The following is an 18,954-nucleotide window of genomic DNA, read 5'->3' on the forward strand; positions in this document are numbered from 1 at the left end:
AGGCATTTCTAAATTATTGCTCCTTCTAATAAAACTTTAATGTTGTCGCTATATATCTTATTAAATTGACTTATAGGAAGAGGATTTTCTCCAAGCCCCACTTCAATGGTGTAGCCTGGCCTTCTAAATTTTCCTATGAACCAATCTTTATATCCTGCATAACTGGTAATTCCAGTTGTTTCACCTAGATTATAACCACTTAATTGTGAAAATATTACTGCTATTGCTCTAGCTTCAGGGCTTGCTAAATTTTGATAATTCCAGTATATTAGTTCACCTTGAGTATGATATGCTATTACTAATCTAAAATTATTGCTTCTTGTGAAATCTGCTACAGCCTTAGACTCTGATTCTGATTCTGGCGAGGTACCTGAATATCTTGTAGGTCCTGGTCCATATATCCCATAACTCGCTTCTGCATTCTTTGATTCTTGCCACATAGCATCATAGTTATGATTAAGATCTACTCCTCGAATATTAGCACTCCAATTTTCAGAAAAATCTAAACTTCCATTATTCCACTTAATTAAATCATTGTAATACGGGTTACTTTTTTCTAGACCATTAAGAACTAAGTCCACTCCATCTGGATTAACCATGGGCATAACATATATAGTGCTTGTGCGGAATATATCACGCACATTATACCCTTCTATATCCTGACCCATCGCATAGGCCTTAGCAAAATTTTCAATAAACTTCATTAAAAGTACAGAGGTTATCCATTCAATAGCATGGTGCGCGCCATTATAAAATACTTTATTTGGTCCATTACCCAATTTTACATAATAAAGTTCTTTCCCAAGTTCACTCCTGCCAGCACTCTCAACTTCAATAAATGGATATCTAGCTTTTAATCCTTCTAAATCTTTTTTCATAATGTCATAAGTGTAATCGATATTTGTATAAACCACATCTAACGAGTAAGGAACTATAATTACATCACCAATCCTCAAACTGTTAGCATTAATTTGAGGGTTGGCTGTAATTATACTTGCAAGTGGCGTGTAATAACGTTTTGCTATAAGGTATAGAGTGTCACCTGATTTAATTCTATAAGTATCATAACCTAATAAAAATCTGTTCATAAGTTTATAAGTATCATCATCCACATCGCCTGTAGGTAATAATCCAAAATATTTCTGAAACTTTTTTACCGCATCGAAAGTTTTAGGTCCATATATTCCATCTACCACGCCAACAACATAACCTAACTTATTAAGTAATGCTTGTATTTCTGATACCCCTGTTCCTTTTGAACCTATTTTTAGGGTTTGCAAATTTACCCTCCTAAAATTACTTATGATACCATTTTATTCGGTTTTCCAAAAACTGTTACAACTTTATACAGTAAATAAAGAAAATAATAAGCCTAAAGATTTACTCTCTAAGCTTATTTTGATTTTTATTATTTTCGTTTTGCCTTATTAACTTCCTTTATTTTACCTACTATATGTTCATAACCATTTTCAGAGTGTGGTATCAAACAAGATGAGCAATCTTTAATTCCCTTTACAAATTTTCCATTTCCACCACAGTCCTCAAGAAAATACAGGGGACAATAACAAAATAGGCAATTAAATTTTTCATCATTTTTAACCTCATGGCACGGAAAATATTCGCATTCTTTATTTCTAAAAAACTTATAATTATTATCCATATTTAATACTCCTTACCCCATTAATTGATAAATACCTTGTCCTAAATAAGTTAATAATATAATTATTAACATTGATAACACCACTTGAAGTGGACCTTTCTTTAGCGAAAAAGAAAAGTTTGTTTTATGTTTTTTGTAAACTACATTTTTTTTACTACCTAAAGTATCACCTTTATGTAGTACCTTAGGATGAGGATACATAATTTCACTTTTTAAGTATGCAGCTATGCTTATAATTAAAATAAATATTGATAGAATTTTTGTAATAGAGAAAAAGTTCAACTTCATAGCATAGGCTATAAATATAGATATTGGTATAATACAACCTAGTAACATAACTAATTTGCCAACTATTAATTCTGGTATTGTCTTTACATGGATTTTTGTTTTCTGAGGCCTATAAGAATTTTCCTTTTTCATAATAACCCTTCTTCCATATTTTTTTATAAACATAAGGTCATTATACCAAATTTTCAAATGTTTGTTAACAGAATTTTAATAAATTTCATAAATATTAACTATATTTTACTAATTCCTATATTCGTTTCAAGTCTTAAAAGGCTACCATATTATATATATCTATCTCTTCTAATACTGTTTGATCTGAAATAATCTCTTTAGGAAATTGTTTAGCTAAAGTTTGCCTAAACTCTTTAAGCTGAACTGCCGTAAGTTCTTTTTGCTTTGGCAATGTATTTTCTACTTTAATAAGCTTTCCATCATTTAACTTATATATGAATTTATCTTCAATAATACTTAAATTATTTTCATCATCAAACTTCAATTTCCCGGCGATATCACCACTTATTACTATCCTCTTTAGATCATTTATAGCATTTCCGTTACTACTAATTTGGCCTAAGTTAATATATGCGCTTGATTTACCATTTAAGCTTTTTTCACCTGTCACCGAACTTCTAAATGCAATCACTTTGCCATCATTAGAAATTACACCATCAAGTATTTGTTCCTTATCATTGTTAATTTCAAAAATTTGCTTACCATTAATATATAAATTAGCTCTTGGCTGAGGAAATATGTGAGGCGTATTACTATAAAGAATATTTTTTTTACCTAAATTAACATCCCGCATGGTACCAACACAGGAAATTAACTCCGCTTTGCTTTTTATATTATATACGCTATAACCTGAAACTGATGGATTAATATGCCCAGTAACCAAAATATCTTCATTATCTATCCATTTGAGCTCAACAATTTGTTGTACATTTTTATTGTTAATAACAATATCTGTTAGTTTTTCAGCTTTAATATCATAAACAATTACATGTGGTGGATATATAGGTTCCCCTTCATTAAAATACCTAAATACTATTTTTGTTTTATCTGGAGAAAGTTGTAACAAATCTTTCGATTTTGTAATATCTCCGAGAGACTTAATTTGTTTACTTATTTCATCATAAAGGTATACATTATTACCTTTTTCAAATGCTATCTTCGTTAACTTAATATTCTTTATGTTTTGATCTTTACCATTATTGTTCGTGCTTTTATTAGATGTATTATCTTTATTTTCATTGTTTTTTTTAATTCTATTTGAACATGACACCACTGCAAATATACTTAGAAATAAACAAATTGATATAATTAGTAGCTTAAACAAAGTTTTGGTTATTTTGGGGTGGGTCGTCATAATATTGCTCCTCATTTAAATTCGTAAGAATAATCGTTATTTTAAATCATTGAAACTCAGATAATTATACTCTACTTATATTATTGTATCAACTGGGAAAATTTGTTTATACGCTTGTTATTTATTATTATATTCATTGATTTTTTTGGTATACATAATGACTTAAATTTATTTATTTAAATATTTTTTATAATCTTGCTTACATATTTCACCTGTTATAAAGAATGATTTTTAAAATATAATCTACACAATATTAATTAAATGAATATACTATAATATAACAATATTAAAATGAGGTATTATATGAAAAAACTAGAAGAGTACAGCCCTACGGAATTAGCAACACTCGCAACAATACTAGGGATTATTATTGCTTCTAAGTTTGATGTTGACCAACAAGGTGTAGTCGCCAATTTTTTATTTGGTGTGGCTCAGAGCATATTTATAATTGCAGCTCAAATTTCTAATCTTAACGCAAAAGAAGAAGCCCAAAATACTAGTAATGCGAATACCAATTCAAGTAATACGAATAAGGATTTGCAAAAACAGATAGATGAACTTAAGAATCTTATAAAGAAATTCGGAGATAATAATATTTGTTAACAAATATACTAAATTAGCTCAATTAAACATAGACTGTATTTATGAATTATTAATGTTATATAACACCAAAGCACCGATTATTATAATCGCAGCTCCCCATATTGCTTTAACCCCAATATTTAATGTTAATATACCTCCTAAAAATGAACCTAATAAAAATGAAGAAACAATTGTAAAAAGACGAATAGTACGAATAGCTGCCTCATGATCCTTTTGGGTGAAAGCAATATATGCCTCCCTTGCAGCTGATCGTAAATTACCCGTGGACATAGTTGAGCTATACGGAGAATCCGCAATTTTCGAAAATGAGCATACTTGAATGGACGCAACTAATGAAATTGTAACATTTACAATAATATTAGGAATGGTACTAGGTATAAATCCTATTAGAAAAAGGACTATGATTTCAAAAATTAAAACTACCCTTGGCCAGTCAAGTATGAATACACGTGATGAATTATCTTTTATTGCTTGAACAACAATTACTCCAATTACGAAAGCTACAATAGCTGGAAGATTAGAAAGTGCCTTCATCCATTCTCCTTTTGCAGCATAAATAGCTAAGAGTACAATATTCCCAGTTTGGGCATTAGCGAAAACGCCTCCCCTTCCTATGAATGTATAAGAATCCAAAAAACCTCCCGCAATTGCAAGAAGTATTCCAAATCTAAAGGACTCATGTATAACATGTTGTGAATGTAATTTTCTAATTCTTCTTTGCATTAAATTTAAGTTTATTTTAATCAAAATTTAAAGACTCCTTTTATTATCTTTCTCCAAGCTTTAGGTTTGGTATTGCATTTAGTGTTAATGGTGAAACTCTTCCCTTTATTAATTCAAAATAAGCTGCACTTCCAATCATAGCTGCATTATCAGTGCAAAGTATCATCTCCGGGAACATAACTTTTATATTTTTCTTTTGCCCTTCTTTTATCATTGTTTCCCTAAGGCAAGAGTTTGAAGCCACGCCACCTGCTATTGTTATTTTATCTACCCCTTTAATTTTACATGCCTCAAAGGCATTCTCTACCAAAACATTAACCACTGCCTTTTGGAAAGACGCAGCCACGTCAGGTATATTAATTGTCTCATTTTTCATATTCATTTTATTCAAATAATTTAATACAGAAGATTTGACTCCACTAAATGAAAAGTCTAAAGTAACATCATGAAATTTAGCTTTTGGAAACTTTATAGCATCTGCATTGCCCTCTTTTGCTATTTTATCTATTTTAGGTCCACCTGGATAACCAAGGCCTATTGCACGAGCTACCTTATCAAATGCTTCTCCCGCTGCATCATCTCTAGTTTCAGCCATAACTTCAAAGTCACCGTGATCCTTCATGTATACAATAAATGTATGTCCGCCTGAAACTACCAAACACATAAATGGTGGCTCAAGCTCCTTATATTGAATAAAGTTAGCACTTATATGCCCTTCTATATGATTAACTCCAATTAACGGTTTATGCGTTGCATATGCGAGTCCCTTAGCGTATTGAACACCTACAAGTAGTGCCCCCACTAGTCCGGGTCCATAAGTTACTCCTATTGCATCTATATCATCTAATGTAACGTTAGCTTCATCTAGTGCTTCTTGAACCACTGCGCTTATTGCTTCTATGTGCTTTCTAGACGCTACTTCTGGAACAACGCCTCCAAACTTTTCATGTATATCTATTTGTGATGCAATTATGTTAGATAAAACATCCCTACCATTCACTACTACTGCAGCAGCTGTTTCATCACAACTTGATTCTATTGCAAGTATTTTAATATCCTTTTCCATTGTTTTTACCCACCTTTGACGTAATTTATATGATTTTTCTATATGTATTCATAAAAATATTTTAATAATTTTGTATTCTAAAAAAGTTTCATCTAATAATTATACTTTATTAGCTTTAGCATATCAAATTTATATATGCCTAATCTAATTGTTCAAATTTTGGCAAGTATCTTTATATGATATAATTATATGTACAAGACTGATATTTTTTTTAATACATATAATAGTAATTAAATGTTTAATATAGATCCTAGGGGGAACATATGAATAACACTTATGCAAAAGTCATTATAAAGGGCTCACCCATTTCAAAATCCAATTTCAAACTTTTTAATACAAATGGGAGAGCCATTTTACCTTATAATTCTGGTAAATACCACGATAGGTATGCTTTATATGAAGAAGAAATTGCTTATCAATGTAGAAGCCAGAATCCCAGCATTTTTTTAACAGAATCTCTTATCGCCGTTTTAAAGGTATATTATAAAAGTATCAAAAGACATCCTGATACAAACAACATAACCAAAAGTATTTTCGATGGCATAGAAAAAAGCGGTCTTATAGTTAATGATGCTCAAGTTACAAGACTTATTATTGAAGAATTTTACGATGCCGAAAATCCTAGATTTGAACTAGAACTTTTTGGTGAAAGTATATATGCTATGAAATATTCAATAGTTGAAAGGGAAGAAAAAAATCCACCTATAAATTATGATCCACCATCAAATAGAAAAAACACCATCGGATCTAAACTAAATAAAGCTAAATCCGGGGTCATTAAGAATTCTACCTCAAATTCAATTTGTGAAATATGTGGGAAAGTAGTACCAAAGGATGAGTGCATTTCGGCTAATAAGGGTAAAGCCTCTCTTTGCAAACATTGTTTTAAGAAATTATTTTAATTGTAACAGTCAAACCATTTTACAAAACGCAAAATGATTTGACTGTTACTTTTTATGTATACATATTACAAATAAATCTGGCTATGCTATTAATATAAATATTAAAATATGAAAGGAGATATAACTCATGAATAAAAATAAAAAAACCAAAATTAAAAAGGTTAATGACGCCATAAATAACATGGGAAATAGTACAAGTTTTGAATCTTTAAAAAATAAAGATAAAAAAAATAATCATGAAGGGTTAAAGTAATAAGTTAAATACATGAAAATGAATAGAAAATTGCATTAAGGGTATTCCTACCTTATTTATGCAATTTTTTTATTCGTTATAAAACTAATTTGAATTCAATTTATTAAAATACTGATAATACCATTGTTATACATATTATATGTTATAATAGAACTTATATCTTGTATTGTACGAATTTTTACAACATTTAGAATATAATGTCATCTTTCTAATGATGTACAAAATATATTTTAATTATAATTCAGTTTTGAAAATAATAGGAGGGATAAATATGAGCACAAATGTTAACATCGATTGGAGCAAATTAGGTTTTGCTTATAGCAAGACAGATCTTAGGTATATCTCAATATGGAAAAACGGTAAATGGGATGATGGGAAACTAGTTAAAGATAACAATCTTTCTATAAGTGAAGCTTCAACATCTCTTCATTATGGTCAGCAGTGTTTTGAGGGGTTAAAAGCTTATCGCACAAAGGACGGAAGTATTCAATTATTTAGACCTTTGGAGAATGCAAAACGTTTGAGAAACAGTTGTTCACGTGTTTTAATACCTGAAATTTCAGATGAAAAATTTCTTGATGCATGTTTGCAAGTTGTTAAAGCAAATGAAGCTTTCGTCGCACCATACGGAACTGGGGCGACACTTTATCTCAGACCTTATGTAATAGGTATTGGGGACAACCTCGGAGTAGGTCCAGCACCCGAATTTTTATTTGGTCTATTCTGTTGCCCAGTAGGTGCTTATTTTAAAGCTGGTCTGTCTCCAGTAAACTTTATGACATCAGATGAATATGATAGAGCTGCACCATTTGGTACTGGCGACGTAAAGGTTGGAGGAAACTATGCCGCAAGCCTTCTTGCTCATGAACACGCTGCATCAAAAGGTTTTGCAGACTGTATATACCTTGATCCTGCAACCCACACTAAAATTGAGGAAGTTGGCGCTGCAAACTTTTTTGGTATTACAAAAGATAATGTATTTGTAACTCCAAAATCACCATCAATACTTCCTAGTATAACTAAAAAATCATTAATTTATATTGCAAAAGAGTATTTAAAAATGGATGTACAAGAAAGAGATGTTCCAATAGATAGTCTTTCTGATTTTAAAGAAACAGGCGCATGTGGAACTGCTGCTGTAATTACACCTATTGGTGGCATTGAACATAAAGGTAAACTTCATGTTTTCCACAGCGAAACAGAAGTTGGCCCAGTTACTAGAAAACTTTATGATACTCTTTACGGGATTCAATTTGGTGATGTATTAGCACCAGAAGGTTGGATTGTAAAAGTTAAATAAACATTATATATAACAAAAAAACTTCAAAATTTATATTTTGAAGTTTTTTTGTTTTTCTTGTGTTTATAATTATTATATAATCTAGAATTATTTTATATACATTTTGTTATAGTATTCGTTAAGCATTCTCTCAACTGAAAACTCATAACTTGTAGTTCTAATACTTTCTCTCATCATTTCTACCCACTTTTCTCTATTTCCATAATAAGTAGCCATAACTCTATTAATTAAAGTATCATAAAGAGCAAGCGTATCATGTTTATCTAATTCTACTTCTGTTAAATCGTCAAGACCTACACCGTCTCCGAACTGCCATCCATTTACACCATCAATACAAGCTTCCGGCCACCAACCATCTAAAATAGAACAGTTTAATACGCCATTCATTGCAGCTTTCATTCCCGACGTTCCACTAGCCTCAAGAGGTCTTCTAGGATTGTTTAGCCAAATATCTGATCCTCTAGTTAACATTCTCCCTATATTCATATCATAATTTTCAAGAAATACTACGCTGCTAGGATATTTTTTCATCATTCTTATGAGTTTCGCTACTATTTCTTTTCCTATGTCATCAAGAGGATGAGCCTTCCCTGAGAATACAATTTGAACTTTTCCGCTTTTAAGTAGAGGAGAAATAATCTCCTCACTAGTAAATATTAAGTCACTTCTCTTATATGGTGCAGCCCTTCTTGAAAATCCAATAAGTAACTTATCTACGCAAAGCGTGGTCCCAGTTCTTTCTTTAATAAATTCTATTAGTTCTTTTTTAATAGTTATATGAGTTCCCCAAAGATCTCCATTATTATCGTAAGCCTTGGTCATTCGTTTGTCTACCCAAGTTGGTTTATGAATTCCATTAGTTATGCCAATAATTTCAGGCCTTCCAGCAACAGTTTTCCACATTTTATTTGCAGTTTCCATGTGAAGTTTTGCTACAGCGTTAGCTTTCCTTGAGAGTCTAAGTCCTGCTACAGTCATGTTAAATGGTTCTCCCCCAAGTCTAATCATTTGCTGCCTAGTCAATTCATTAAATGCTCCCATATACTCTAATTTATCAATAGGATGAGATTCATTACCTTCAACTATTGGAGTATGAGTTGTAAATACTACTTCATCACGAGTTTTCACCCAAGAATCTTCAAAACTATATCCTGATTGCATTTTTTCTTTTATAAGCTCCGTTGCCGCAAGTACAGCATGGCCCTCATTGAAATGATATACATCAATTGGTATATTTAAAGCTCTTAAAGCTTTTACACCACCAATACCTAACACTATTTCTTGAGCTATTCTTTCTTCTCCAAACCAACCATACAATTGTCCTGTTATCCACCTATCACCATTTTCCGGTATATCAGTATCTAAAAGATATATTGGGTTGTTTCCGAACTCTTCTAATTTCCAAACCTTACATGCTACTTTTAAATTTCTGATATTAACAGTTACTTTTACTCCCGTGTCTTTTAAAAACTCATAATGATAGTTATGATATGTATCATATACTTCACCATTTTCATCTATAATCTGCTCCGTATACCCTTGTTTCCATTTAAGTCCTATTCCAACAAGTGGTAAATTTAGATCTTTAGCACCTTTCAAATGATCACCTGCAAGTATTCCTAGTCCCCCTGCATAAGTTTTAAAATCTGAGCTTAGTCCATACTCCATACAAAAATAAGCAACTCTTGGAAGATTATTAGTATCCAATAGATTCCCCTCCTACATTTCTTGTTAATATAAAATAATTTACAATTATATTATAACTCTACCTTTTATGTTTATTATACATAATTATCTAATTCAATGCAAGCGTTTGCACAAAACATATTTTTTATAAACCTACCTCGTTAAATCATCTCCTGGGTCGCTGCAATATTAAATAACAAAAGTACCCATAAGAAGTGTTTGCACTCAAACTATCACTTCCTACCGGTACCTAACTCTTGCCTATTGATTTTAGTCTATTTTTTTAATTTTATCCATTATTTTAAGAAGCCCAAAAATAATGGCCTGCGGAGAGGGAGGACAACCTGGAATTACAAGATCTACTGGCAGTATATCGTTAAGTGTACCATACACTCCATCACCCTCTTTAAATACTCCGCCGTTATAAGCGCAACTACCAACAGCTATGACTATTTTAGGTTCAGCCATCGCCTGGTAAGTCTTCTCTAAAGCTTCTTTCATATTTATAGTAACAGGCCCTGTTACCACTAATCCATCTGCATGCCTTGGAGATGGGGATACATTAATTCCAAATCTTGAAATATCATAAAACGTGTTTGAAAGTGCATTAAGTTCTGACATACAGGCATTACAAGAACCAGTATCTACTACTCTTAGTACAAGTGATCTCCTGAAAGTCTTATATATTTTTTCCCTAAGTTTATCACCTGCAAGTTCTAACTGTGACATTTTATAATCAGATGTCATTTTCAAAACGGATTTGGGACAAATATTAACGCAATTCCTACAATAAATACATTTTTTATCATCTACACTTACTAGATGCTCTGCATTTGTAATAGTATTTATCTTAATGGCATTCACTGGGCATACATTCATGCATTTTCCGCAATTATCACATACATTTCGCTCTGCAATTATTTTCCCATAAGAGAATTCATTAATTTCAATTGGATCCTTTATTGTTTCTGTTCCATATTTTATTCTATCAATTATATTATTCATTTTAATACTCCCTACTTGTCATTCTCAGAATAAGACATATTAAAGCTTTTATTAATAAGAGGAAAATCAGGAATAATTTCCTCAAGAACCGCTTCACTCATACCTGTCCAATTAGTAAAAGAAGGAGTTTTAAAGTAGATTCGGTCAAACTTATTATCTTTTCCTGTTAAACCATAAACTACAAGCTCTCCCTTTACTGTTTCAACTGAAGTTATTCCCTCTAACCCCTCTTTTAAATAAAATTCATTTTTTTCTCTTTTTATATCAACATTTATATATGAGAGTGCTTTCTCTATAAAAGCAAAAGCATCTTTAAGCTCGCGAGCTTTCAATTTATACCTTTCAAAAACTCCACCCTTTGTTTCTATATTTATATCTCTTTTTATTTCCTTATATAATTCATATGGAAATGAGACTCTAACATCATATTTCAAATTGCATGCCCTTGCTACAACACCTGTCATACATAATTTTTTAGCCATAGATCGACTAACCATTCCTGTATCTTCTACTCTATCTAAAAATGAAACTGAATTCACACTCATTTTTATTATGCTAAGTACCCGTGCTTTAAGACTTTTTAAGGTATCTAGAACATCTTTCTTTTTCTTTTCATCAAAATCTATATTTATTCCAAGAGGAACAATGGCATTTCTCATATACCTACTTCCACTTATCCTCTCACATAACTGATGCACTGCTTCTGAAAAATAGCCGAATTTTTTAGCTACATAACTATAACCAATATCATTACCTACTCCACCTAAATCATCCATATAATTATACATTCGCTCAAGTTCTAAAAGAACAACTCTAAAAGCCTTAACCTCGATGCTAACATCTGCTCCTAAAAGTTTTTCTACAAGCATAGCATAAACTTCTCCATAAGCTACGCTCGATTCTCCAGACACACGCTCAAACATAAGATTCAATGTATTTGCATTTATATCCTTACATAATTCTTCTATTCCTCTATATTTGTACATAAGTTTTATTTCAAGATTTTCTATTGGTTCTCCCATAACACTAAACCTAAAATGACCCGGTTCAATAATCCCTGCATGTACGGGCCCTACTGCAACTTGATATGCCGCTGTCCCCGATACCTCTTTAATCTTGTAATCATAATCTTTATTAATTTCTCTTTGAAATAATTTGCTTTGATAAATTATATTACTAAGATCAATTGGTTTTTTATCAGTAACATAACTACATATTACATAATAACCTTGCTTACTATTTGAAAACACACAATTTATTGTAGTTTCTTTTTCAACTACAGAAAACTCACAAATATAATTAAATTTATATAAATCAACACAAATAAGCACAATTTTTCTGATTTGGTCTGATTTTACTCTAACGTATAACTCATTATTATTTTTAACTTCATATTTTAAATCGAAATTTAATTCTTGTAGACTGTTTATAATATCTGCTATTTTCATATCTTCACTTCCTAATCACATATAATTAAAACTGCATTATTTATCATATTTGACAAATATCCATTCATAGTTAAACTTATAATAATAATTGAAACAAAACATAACGCTAGTGGAAATATATTTTTTTTATCTTCTTTCATTTTAACATATTTTACTCCAGGTTCAGTGTTAAAAACTATCTTAATGAATACCCGCAGGAATCCTGCAAAAACTAACAAGAGACAAAAAGCATAGATTGCAGTGACAATATAATTTCCACTCTCAACAGTTCCTACAATTATATAGTACTCACTAAAAAAAGCTGGGAATGGTGGTGCTCCTGTAATTATAAGCATACCTAAAATAAGGAATACTGCATTTATTGGCATAGTCTTTATTAACGCATCTATCTTGTCTATACGTTTTGTTTTATATGCATTTAATAAATTTCCTGCAGTTAAAAACAACATAGATTTTCCAAATGCATGTACTATCGAATGAAGTATTGCACCAAAAACTGCAATTTTACTTCCAACTCCAAGTCCGAGTGCTATAATGCCCATGTTTTCAACTGATGAGAATGCAAGCAGTCTTTTATAATTAAGTTGTCTTAAAATACTAAACGATGAAATTATAAGAGATACACAACCAAAAACTATAAACAACCACTTGGTATTTTGTAGTCCCGGTATATGTTTAGTTATAATATAAAACCTTAAAATAACATACAACGCAAGATTCAAAAGAACCCCAGACATAGCACTAACTGGAGCTGGCGAGTCACTATAGGCATCTGGCAGCCATGTATGCATAGGTGCCAGTCCTGCTTTTGTACCAAGTCCTACAAATATTAATGTGAAAGCTATTTTAATAACATATGTACTTTGCGGATTTGGATTGGATACAAGATGAGACCATTTAAGTATCTCGCCCGCATCTTGATTACTATAAGCATTAACAAATATTAATATGCCAATTAACCCAATACCTATTCCAATTGAACAAATAATTACATACTTCCAAGCGGATTCTAATGAATTTTTATTAATGTTAAAACCAAACAGAAATGTAGTTGTAAGTGTCGTTCCTTCTAGTCCAATCCACATTGCAACAATATTATTAGTTAGTGAAATAAAAATCATAAAAAACACAAAGAAATTAAATAGAAAATAATAAAATTTACCTCTTTTAAGAGTGATTGTTTTCTCTTTTATCTCATCTGTAATGTACCTATATGAGTAAATACTAACGATTATATTTATGCTAGCTATAATCAAAAGCTGCACAATACTTAAACTATCAATATAAAAAAATTCATTAAAATAACTAAGGGAATAACCGCAAGATACGATTGTAATAATTTTTAGTACAATACCTAAAACCAATACAGCTCCAAATATTGTAAAAAATCCAGTGGTTTTTATGTTTTTAAAGAGTAAGGGTGTAACTATTAAAAATAAGAACAAAATACCAAGTACTGTAATATACATTATTTCACCAACTATTCTTTTAGATTTTCAAAAAAGTCTGTATTTATTGAATCAAAAGTTTTATTAATATGAAAAATCATTATTCCCATAATAAGTGCAAGCATTAATGTTTCAAAAACTATTCCTGCCTCAATTACAAGAGACATCTTGGATAAAGATGTTTCAAAAAGCACAATGCCATTTTCAAATATTAGAAATCCTATCATTTGTGTAATAGCCTTTTTTCTTGCTACCATAAGTAAACTACCTATAATGAATAGAGCAATTCCAGTTTTTAAAAAATTATCTTGGCTCCTGTTTAAAAGGCCAAAAACTATCATTATACCAATTCCCGTTATAAGATAAGAAACAAAAGCATTTACTATTAACTCCATTTCTCTTTTTATCTTTAATTTCTCTACAGATCTATTTATTATTATTGGTATTATAATAACTTTAGTAACTATTGTTAAAATTCCTAAAATATAATAATCCACTTTTCCTGTCTGGTAACCGAGCTTTAAGACTATAAGTCCAATAGCCGCTGACTGAAATATAAATCCCGCTGTAATAAGTTTTATTCTTCTTACTCCAGACATAAATATACTAGATATTAATATAATTGTAAGTAACGCTTGTATCATAATCTCTCTCCTTCATAACTTTTCTCCCTTATAAAATATAAATCAAAGTAATTGCTACAATCCCTAGAGATATCATAGCTGGAAACAATTCTGCCCCTCTAAATAACCTAGATTTAGCAAAAGTTGTTTCTATTATAGCAATCCCTAATAAACAAATTAAAAGTTTAAATATAAATGTTACCAGTCCTATAAGAATCGCTGAAACAGTCAGCGATGTTGCAATTCCAATAGGTACAAAACAATTAATCAAAACAATCAAGTATACAATCAGTTTAATATGTGATGATAATTCAACATATGCTAAATCACTACCTGATAAATCTAAGATCATTGCTTCATGCATCATCGTAAGCTCTAAATGTGTTTCTGGATTATCAAAAGGTATTCTAGCATTCTCAGCAAGTATTGCGACAATAAAAGTTACCATTGTTATAAGGTGCGCAGTATCATAATGTACAATTTTGCTATTGATAAATGAAATATGAAATATGTTAAAATCATTTGATTCTATATATAAAAATATCATCAGAAACAATATTAGAGGTTCTGCCATCATTGAAATAAATGACTCACGACTTGACCCCATTCCACCAAATGTACTTGAACTATCAAGTCCAATTAGCACTGTAAACATTTTTACTATTCCAAATGAAAACATAAGAATAAATAAGTTTCCAATGCTTTGCTCCATGCTCGTATAAAAAACCGGAACAAAGAATGCTGTTGTTATAGTCGCTGCAAGTATAACTATTGGACCAATAGTTGTTATAAATGAGCTTCTATTTGATATTATTCTTCCTTTTTTTAATAATTTGCTTAGATCATAATAAGGTTGAATGACAGATGAACCAATAGACCCTCTAAGCGTTGCCTTCATCTTTTTTAGAATTCCTATAAATAATGGTGATAAAACTATAATCAATAAACTCTGAATAAAATAAATCAAATTATATTTCAAATGAAAACCTCCTTACACAAATTTTAAGACTAAAACAAGTGCAATTATTACCGATGTGAATATATATAAAATATGCAATTGAATTTTTCCATAATTAATCTTTAATATTTTTGTTGTTATTAAATTGACTGCTTTTAAACTCTTTTTATAAAAATAATCTTCTACTATATCACTAGTAGTTTGACTAATGCTAATTTTTTGTTTATAACTAACTTTTTTGTTATAATTTGAAATAGGTCCAAATATTTTTGCGGCAGGCTGAACAAATCCGCTACCAGTGTACTGTATATAAGGCTCATCACTTGTATATCCACATGCCCATGTATCATTAATTTCTTGTTTTTTGTTTAATGAATTTATTTTATTAAACATATATACAATAAATGTGATACCAATCAAAACTAAAGTAAATGCTATTATCTCCGTTTCATTTTTAAATCCAGGTCCTTTTACCTTAATACCTAACAAATCATTAGTAAAATATGATATTTTATTTATTATATATGGTGAAAATACCCCAGTAACTATAGTGAGCATAGCAAGCAACCCTTGCCCAATATTCATTGACATCGGGATATTTTTAATATGCTGCGCTTTATTAGTCCTTGGTTTTCCAAGAAAAGTTATTCCAAAAGATTTTGCAGTAGCATAAAAAGCCGCTCCGCTTGTTATTGCTATGATAACACCGCAACAAAAAATCAATATTATAACCCATATATTGCTTACCTTAGTTATCGATTCAATGAAACTTCTAAGAATAAGTATCTCACTTGCAAAGCCATTAAAAGGTGGCACTGCTGAGATTGCACAGGTTGCAATAAATGTACAGATTGTTGTAAACTTCATTTCACGGTGTAGTCCACCAAGTTCATTCATATTTTTAGTACCAGTTGCGTATAAAACACTTCCTGCATTTAAGAACAAAAGACTTTTAAAAATTGCATGGTTTAAGCAGTGAAGTAAAGCTGCCGTTAGTGCTAGTGAAGCTAATACTTTTAAATTATAATTTATAAGTATCATAGACATCCCAAGGGCAGCAAAAATTAGTCCTATGTTTTCTGCACTAGAATACGCTAATAATTTTTTTATGTTATTTTGTAATAAAGCATTTAGAATTGAAAATATAGCGGTAATAGTTCCAATTATAAGTACTATCACTCCACACTTTAAAGGCGTTCCTCTAAGGAAAATAAATATTACCCTTATAAAACCATACAAAGCAACTTTAAGCATTACCCCTGACATCAAGGCCGAAACATTAGATGGTGCTGTTGGATGGGCTTTTGGAAGCCATGCATGAAGTGGAACTATACCCATTTTTGCTCCAAATCCGACTAATGCAAGCATGAATATAATGTACTTTTGTTTCGCCTGAAAATTTGCAGAAACCTTAAGAATCTCATTAAAGTCAAAACTACCACTGTATTTATACAAGAAAGCAAACATTATCATTAAAAATAATCCACTTATATGTGTCATAACAAAATAAAATATTCCTGCTTTCAAATTTTCCTTATGCATATACTCATAAACTACTAAGAAAAACGACGATATAGACATTATCTCCCAGAAAACAAGAAAACTTATAGCATTATTAGAAACTACAACGCCTATCATTGATGCTACGAATAATATTATTAAAAATAACATATAGTTTACCGAGTAATGTTTTTTATATTCCATTATGTAGCCCTTAGTATAAATTGCTACTGGTATAAATATTAATATTATAATAAATACAAAGTATGTCGAAAGCCAGTCCTTTTGAAAATTAATTAATGGCAACACTTGTTATCAACTCCTAGTTAAATTTAGTTATCATTCGAATGTTGAAATGTGACACTTAATTATACCTTATTTTTCGAATGTTAACAACTATATTAAATTGATTGTTCGTGTTATGTATTGGTTAACACTCCTAAATTTTGTTTTTTTTCTTATTTATTTTTCAAAATATCATATCAAATGTGGCTTTTCGAGCCCATTAATAAGAAAATAAAAATCACACTTTAACCTTATAGCTTTAATGAGCTTAAAGTGTGATTTTTTATTATACTTATACGATTAAACTTTTTAAATTTCGACAAATATTATATTAATATCCGCCCGAGGAACCTCCACCACTTGATGAACCACCTCCAAAACCTCCAGAGCCACCCCCGAAACCACCGCCTCCGGAGCCTCCAAATCCACCACCATTTCCTCCACCACGTCTACCAATAGAACTCCAAAATAGCAATGTTACCATAAACCTTGTTACTCTTCCTCGATTAAGAATAAAGTCGAGAAAAATTAACACAATAAATCCTATTAACACTATACCATTACCCTTTCCCGGAATATTTTGTGTTTGAACTTGTTTTGGAACACTAATATTCTTATCTAGTTTTACATTGTATTCTTTAGCTACACTATCACAAAGAACCGAATATGATGCGCGAAGTCCCTCTCCATATAAACCTTGTTTAAATTTTGGAACCGCATAGTCATTCATAACTCTTGAGGAGTATATATCAGTAACAGCACCTTCTAGTCCTGTACCCACCTCTACTCTCCACTGCTTTTCTTTTACTGATAATAAAATTAGCAGTCCATTATTTTTACCCTTTTGACCAATACCCCATTCTCTAAAAATACCTGTAGCATAGGTTTCTATAGGTACATCTTTTAATGAATCTATAACCACAACAATAGCCTGAGCTCCTGTTTTACCTTCTAGTTCCTTGCCAACTGATAAAATATATTGTGTTGATTCACTATCTAACACTTTAGCATAATCATTAACATATTTTAACTGTGATGCGACTGGGTATATTTTTTTTGTTTGTGCATTTACTATATTCATAACCATTATTTGACTTAGAAAAAGCATACCTACAAATAAAATTCTCATTTTCATTTTTGTTTTTGTTGATATACCCCATGAAAAATCACAACTTTTTCTAATAAATTTTATTATATAATTTTTCATATTTTAGCTCCTATTTAGTAAAATTAACTTTAGGTACTACTTTAGCCGATTCACTAGCTTTATAAAGTTGCTTTTTATCAAATCCAAATATCCCTGAAATGATATTGTTAGGGAAATGTTTTATTGTGGTGTTGTACTCCCCAACACTTGTGTTATAGTCCTGCCTTGCAGTACCTATTCTATTTTCTGTGCCTTCGAGCGCTACTGTTAAATCCTTAAAATTAGCACTAGATTTTAAATCTGGATACTTCTCAACTACTACTAAAAGCCTTGAAACTGCACTCCCAAGTTCACTATCTGCCTTAGCTTTATCTGTTACATTTGTAGCACCTGCAAGTTTTGCCCTAGCCTCGGCAACTTTGATAAAAATATCTTTTTCCTGAGAAGCATAACCTTTAACTGTTTCTACTAAATTAGGAATTAAATCAGATCTTCTTTGTAGTTGTGTATCTATATTTCCTTCTGTCACAGTTACCCTTTGCTCTAAGCTTACTATCTTATTGTAACTTCCAATAATAGGCATTATTATTACAAGAAATATCGCCACAACAATTGCAATCGTTCTTACTTTTTTACTCATTTCTATACCACCTTTTTATTTTGTATTGTACATTATTAAATCAAACTTATTCT

General features: G+C 30.7%; 19 protein-coding genes. 4 read left to right on the forward strand and 15 right to left on the reverse strand.

The window, feature by feature from the left end:
* Window positions 1-8: 8 nt before the first annotated feature.
* The 4 genes from LL038_RS17695 to LL038_RS17710 form a co-directional block, all read right to left on the reverse strand.
* Entirely contained in the window at window positions 9-1,280 is a 1,272-nt protein-coding gene (locus tag LL038_RS17695; protein WP_216125351.1) for a M14 family metallopeptidase, read from the reverse strand.
* A 128-nt stretch (window positions 1,281-1,408) separates the two neighbouring features.
* Window positions 1,409-1,660, reverse strand: coding sequence for a cysteine-rich small domain-containing protein (locus LL038_RS17700; RefSeq protein WP_216125350.1), 252 nt, complete (start codon window positions 1,658-1,660; stop codon window positions 1,409-1,411).
* 12 nt (window positions 1,661-1,672) lie between these two features.
* Window positions 1,673-2,080, reverse strand: coding sequence for a hypothetical protein (locus LL038_RS17705; protein ID WP_216125349.1), 408 nt, complete (start codon window positions 2,078-2,080; stop codon window positions 1,673-1,675).
* 133 nt (window positions 2,081-2,213) lie between these two features.
* Window positions 2,214-3,314 carry a hypothetical protein gene (locus LL038_RS17710; RefSeq protein WP_216125348.1) on the reverse strand — a complete coding sequence of 367 codons (1,101 nt, stop codon included), beginning with the start codon at window positions 3,312-3,314 and terminating at the stop codon, window positions 2,214-2,216.
* 303 nt (window positions 3,315-3,617) lie between these two features.
* Here LL038_RS17710 and LL038_RS17715 point away from each other — a divergent pair, with 303 nt between their 5' ends.
* Window positions 3,618-3,917, forward strand: a complete 300-nt coding sequence (locus LL038_RS17715) for a hypothetical protein (RefSeq protein ID WP_216171497.1) — start codon at window positions 3,618-3,620, stop codon at window positions 3,915-3,917.
* Window positions 3,918-3,956: 39 nt separating this feature from the next.
* Here LL038_RS17715 and LL038_RS17720 read toward each other — a convergent pair whose 3' ends face one another.
* Window positions 3,957-4,664 (reverse strand): YoaK family protein, encoded by a 708-nt coding sequence (locus tag LL038_RS17720; RefSeq protein ID WP_253199954.1) that lies wholly within the window; start codon window positions 4,662-4,664, stop codon window positions 3,957-3,959.
* A 19-nt stretch (window positions 4,665-4,683) separates the two neighbouring features.
* Window positions 4,684-5,706 carry a tRNA (adenosine(37)-N6)-threonylcarbamoyltransferase complex transferase subunit TsaD gene (gene tsaD, locus LL038_RS17725; RefSeq protein ID WP_216125345.1) on the reverse strand — a complete coding sequence of 341 codons (1,023 nt, stop codon included), beginning with the start codon at window positions 5,704-5,706 and terminating at the stop codon, window positions 4,684-4,686.
* 263 nt (window positions 5,707-5,969) lie between these two features.
* On the opposite strand from tsaD, the gene LL038_RS17730 reads away from it, so the two are divergent.
* The 3 genes from LL038_RS17730 (at window position 5,970) to LL038_RS17740 (ending at window position 8,161) form a co-directional block, all read left to right on the forward strand.
* Window positions 5,970-6,608 (forward strand): RusA family crossover junction endodeoxyribonuclease, encoded by a 639-nt coding sequence (locus LL038_RS17730; protein WP_216125343.1) that lies wholly within the window; start codon window positions 5,970-5,972, stop codon window positions 6,606-6,608.
* A 127-nt stretch (window positions 6,609-6,735) separates the two neighbouring features.
* A complete protein-coding gene (locus LL038_RS17735) occupies window positions 6,736-6,861 on the forward strand; it encodes a hypothetical protein (protein ID WP_268038504.1) in 126 nt (41 codons plus the stop codon).
* A gap of 271 nt (window positions 6,862-7,132) precedes the next feature.
* Window positions 7,133-8,161 (forward strand): branched-chain amino acid aminotransferase, encoded by a 1,029-nt coding sequence (locus LL038_RS17740; RefSeq protein WP_171297668.1) that lies wholly within the window; start codon window positions 7,133-7,135, stop codon window positions 8,159-8,161.
* 87 nt (window positions 8,162-8,248) lie between these two features.
* Here the strand turns inward: LL038_RS17740 and glgP are convergent, their stop codons facing one another.
* The 9 genes from glgP to LL038_RS17785 all read right to left on the reverse strand — a co-directional run bounded on the left by glgP (window position 8,249) and on the right by LL038_RS17785 (window position 18,901).
* Window positions 8,249-9,868 (reverse strand): alpha-glucan family phosphorylase, encoded by a 1,620-nt coding sequence (glgP, locus tag LL038_RS17745; RefSeq protein ID WP_268055903.1) that lies wholly within the window; start codon window positions 9,866-9,868, stop codon window positions 8,249-8,251.
* Between the two features lie 249 nt (window positions 9,869-10,117).
* The gene (gene nuoB / locus LL038_RS17750) at window positions 10,118-10,852 is read right to left on the reverse strand and encodes an NADH-quinone oxidoreductase subunit NuoB (RefSeq protein ID WP_216125341.1); all 735 of its coding nucleotides are present in this window, start codon (window positions 10,850-10,852) and stop codon (window positions 10,118-10,120) included.
* A gap of 11 nt (window positions 10,853-10,863) precedes the next feature.
* Entirely contained in the window at window positions 10,864-12,300 is a 1,437-nt protein-coding gene (locus LL038_RS17755; RefSeq protein WP_216125340.1) for a proton-conducting membrane transporter, read from the reverse strand.
* Window positions 12,301-12,311: 11 nt separating this feature from the next.
* Window positions 12,312-13,769 carry a proton-conducting transporter membrane subunit gene (locus LL038_RS17760; protein ID WP_216125339.1) on the reverse strand — a complete coding sequence of 486 codons (1,458 nt, stop codon included), beginning with the start codon at window positions 13,767-13,769 and terminating at the stop codon, window positions 12,312-12,314.
* A gap of 11 nt (window positions 13,770-13,780) precedes the next feature.
* On the reverse strand, window positions 13,781-14,392 hold the full coding sequence (locus LL038_RS17765; protein WP_216125338.1) for a hydrogenase: 612 nt from the start codon (window positions 14,390-14,392) through the stop codon (window positions 13,781-13,783).
* A 28-nt stretch (window positions 14,393-14,420) separates the two neighbouring features.
* Entirely contained in the window at window positions 14,421-15,350 is a 930-nt protein-coding gene (locus tag LL038_RS17770; protein ID WP_216125337.1) for a respiratory chain complex I subunit 1 family protein, read from the reverse strand.
* A 12-nt stretch (window positions 15,351-15,362) separates the two neighbouring features.
* The gene (locus LL038_RS17775) at window positions 15,363-17,138 is read right to left on the reverse strand and encodes a proton-conducting transporter membrane subunit (RefSeq protein ID WP_268055904.1); all 1,776 of its coding nucleotides are present in this window, start codon (window positions 17,136-17,138) and stop codon (window positions 15,363-15,365) included.
* A gap of 307 nt (window positions 17,139-17,445) precedes the next feature.
* Window positions 17,446-18,243, reverse strand: a complete 798-nt coding sequence (locus tag LL038_RS17780) for a TPM domain-containing protein (RefSeq protein ID WP_375293030.1) — start codon at window positions 18,241-18,243, stop codon at window positions 17,446-17,448.
* An 88-nt stretch (window positions 18,244-18,331) separates the two neighbouring features.
* Window positions 18,332-18,901, reverse strand: coding sequence for a LemA family protein (locus LL038_RS17785; RefSeq protein WP_216125335.1), 570 nt, complete (start codon window positions 18,899-18,901; stop codon window positions 18,332-18,334).
* Between the last annotated feature and the right edge of the window lie 53 nt (window positions 18,902-18,954).

Source organism: Clostridium estertheticum (genome assembly GCF_026650985.1).
Taxonomy (GTDB): Bacteria; Bacillota; Clostridia; order Clostridiales; family Clostridiaceae; genus Clostridium_AD; species Clostridium_AD estertheticum_C.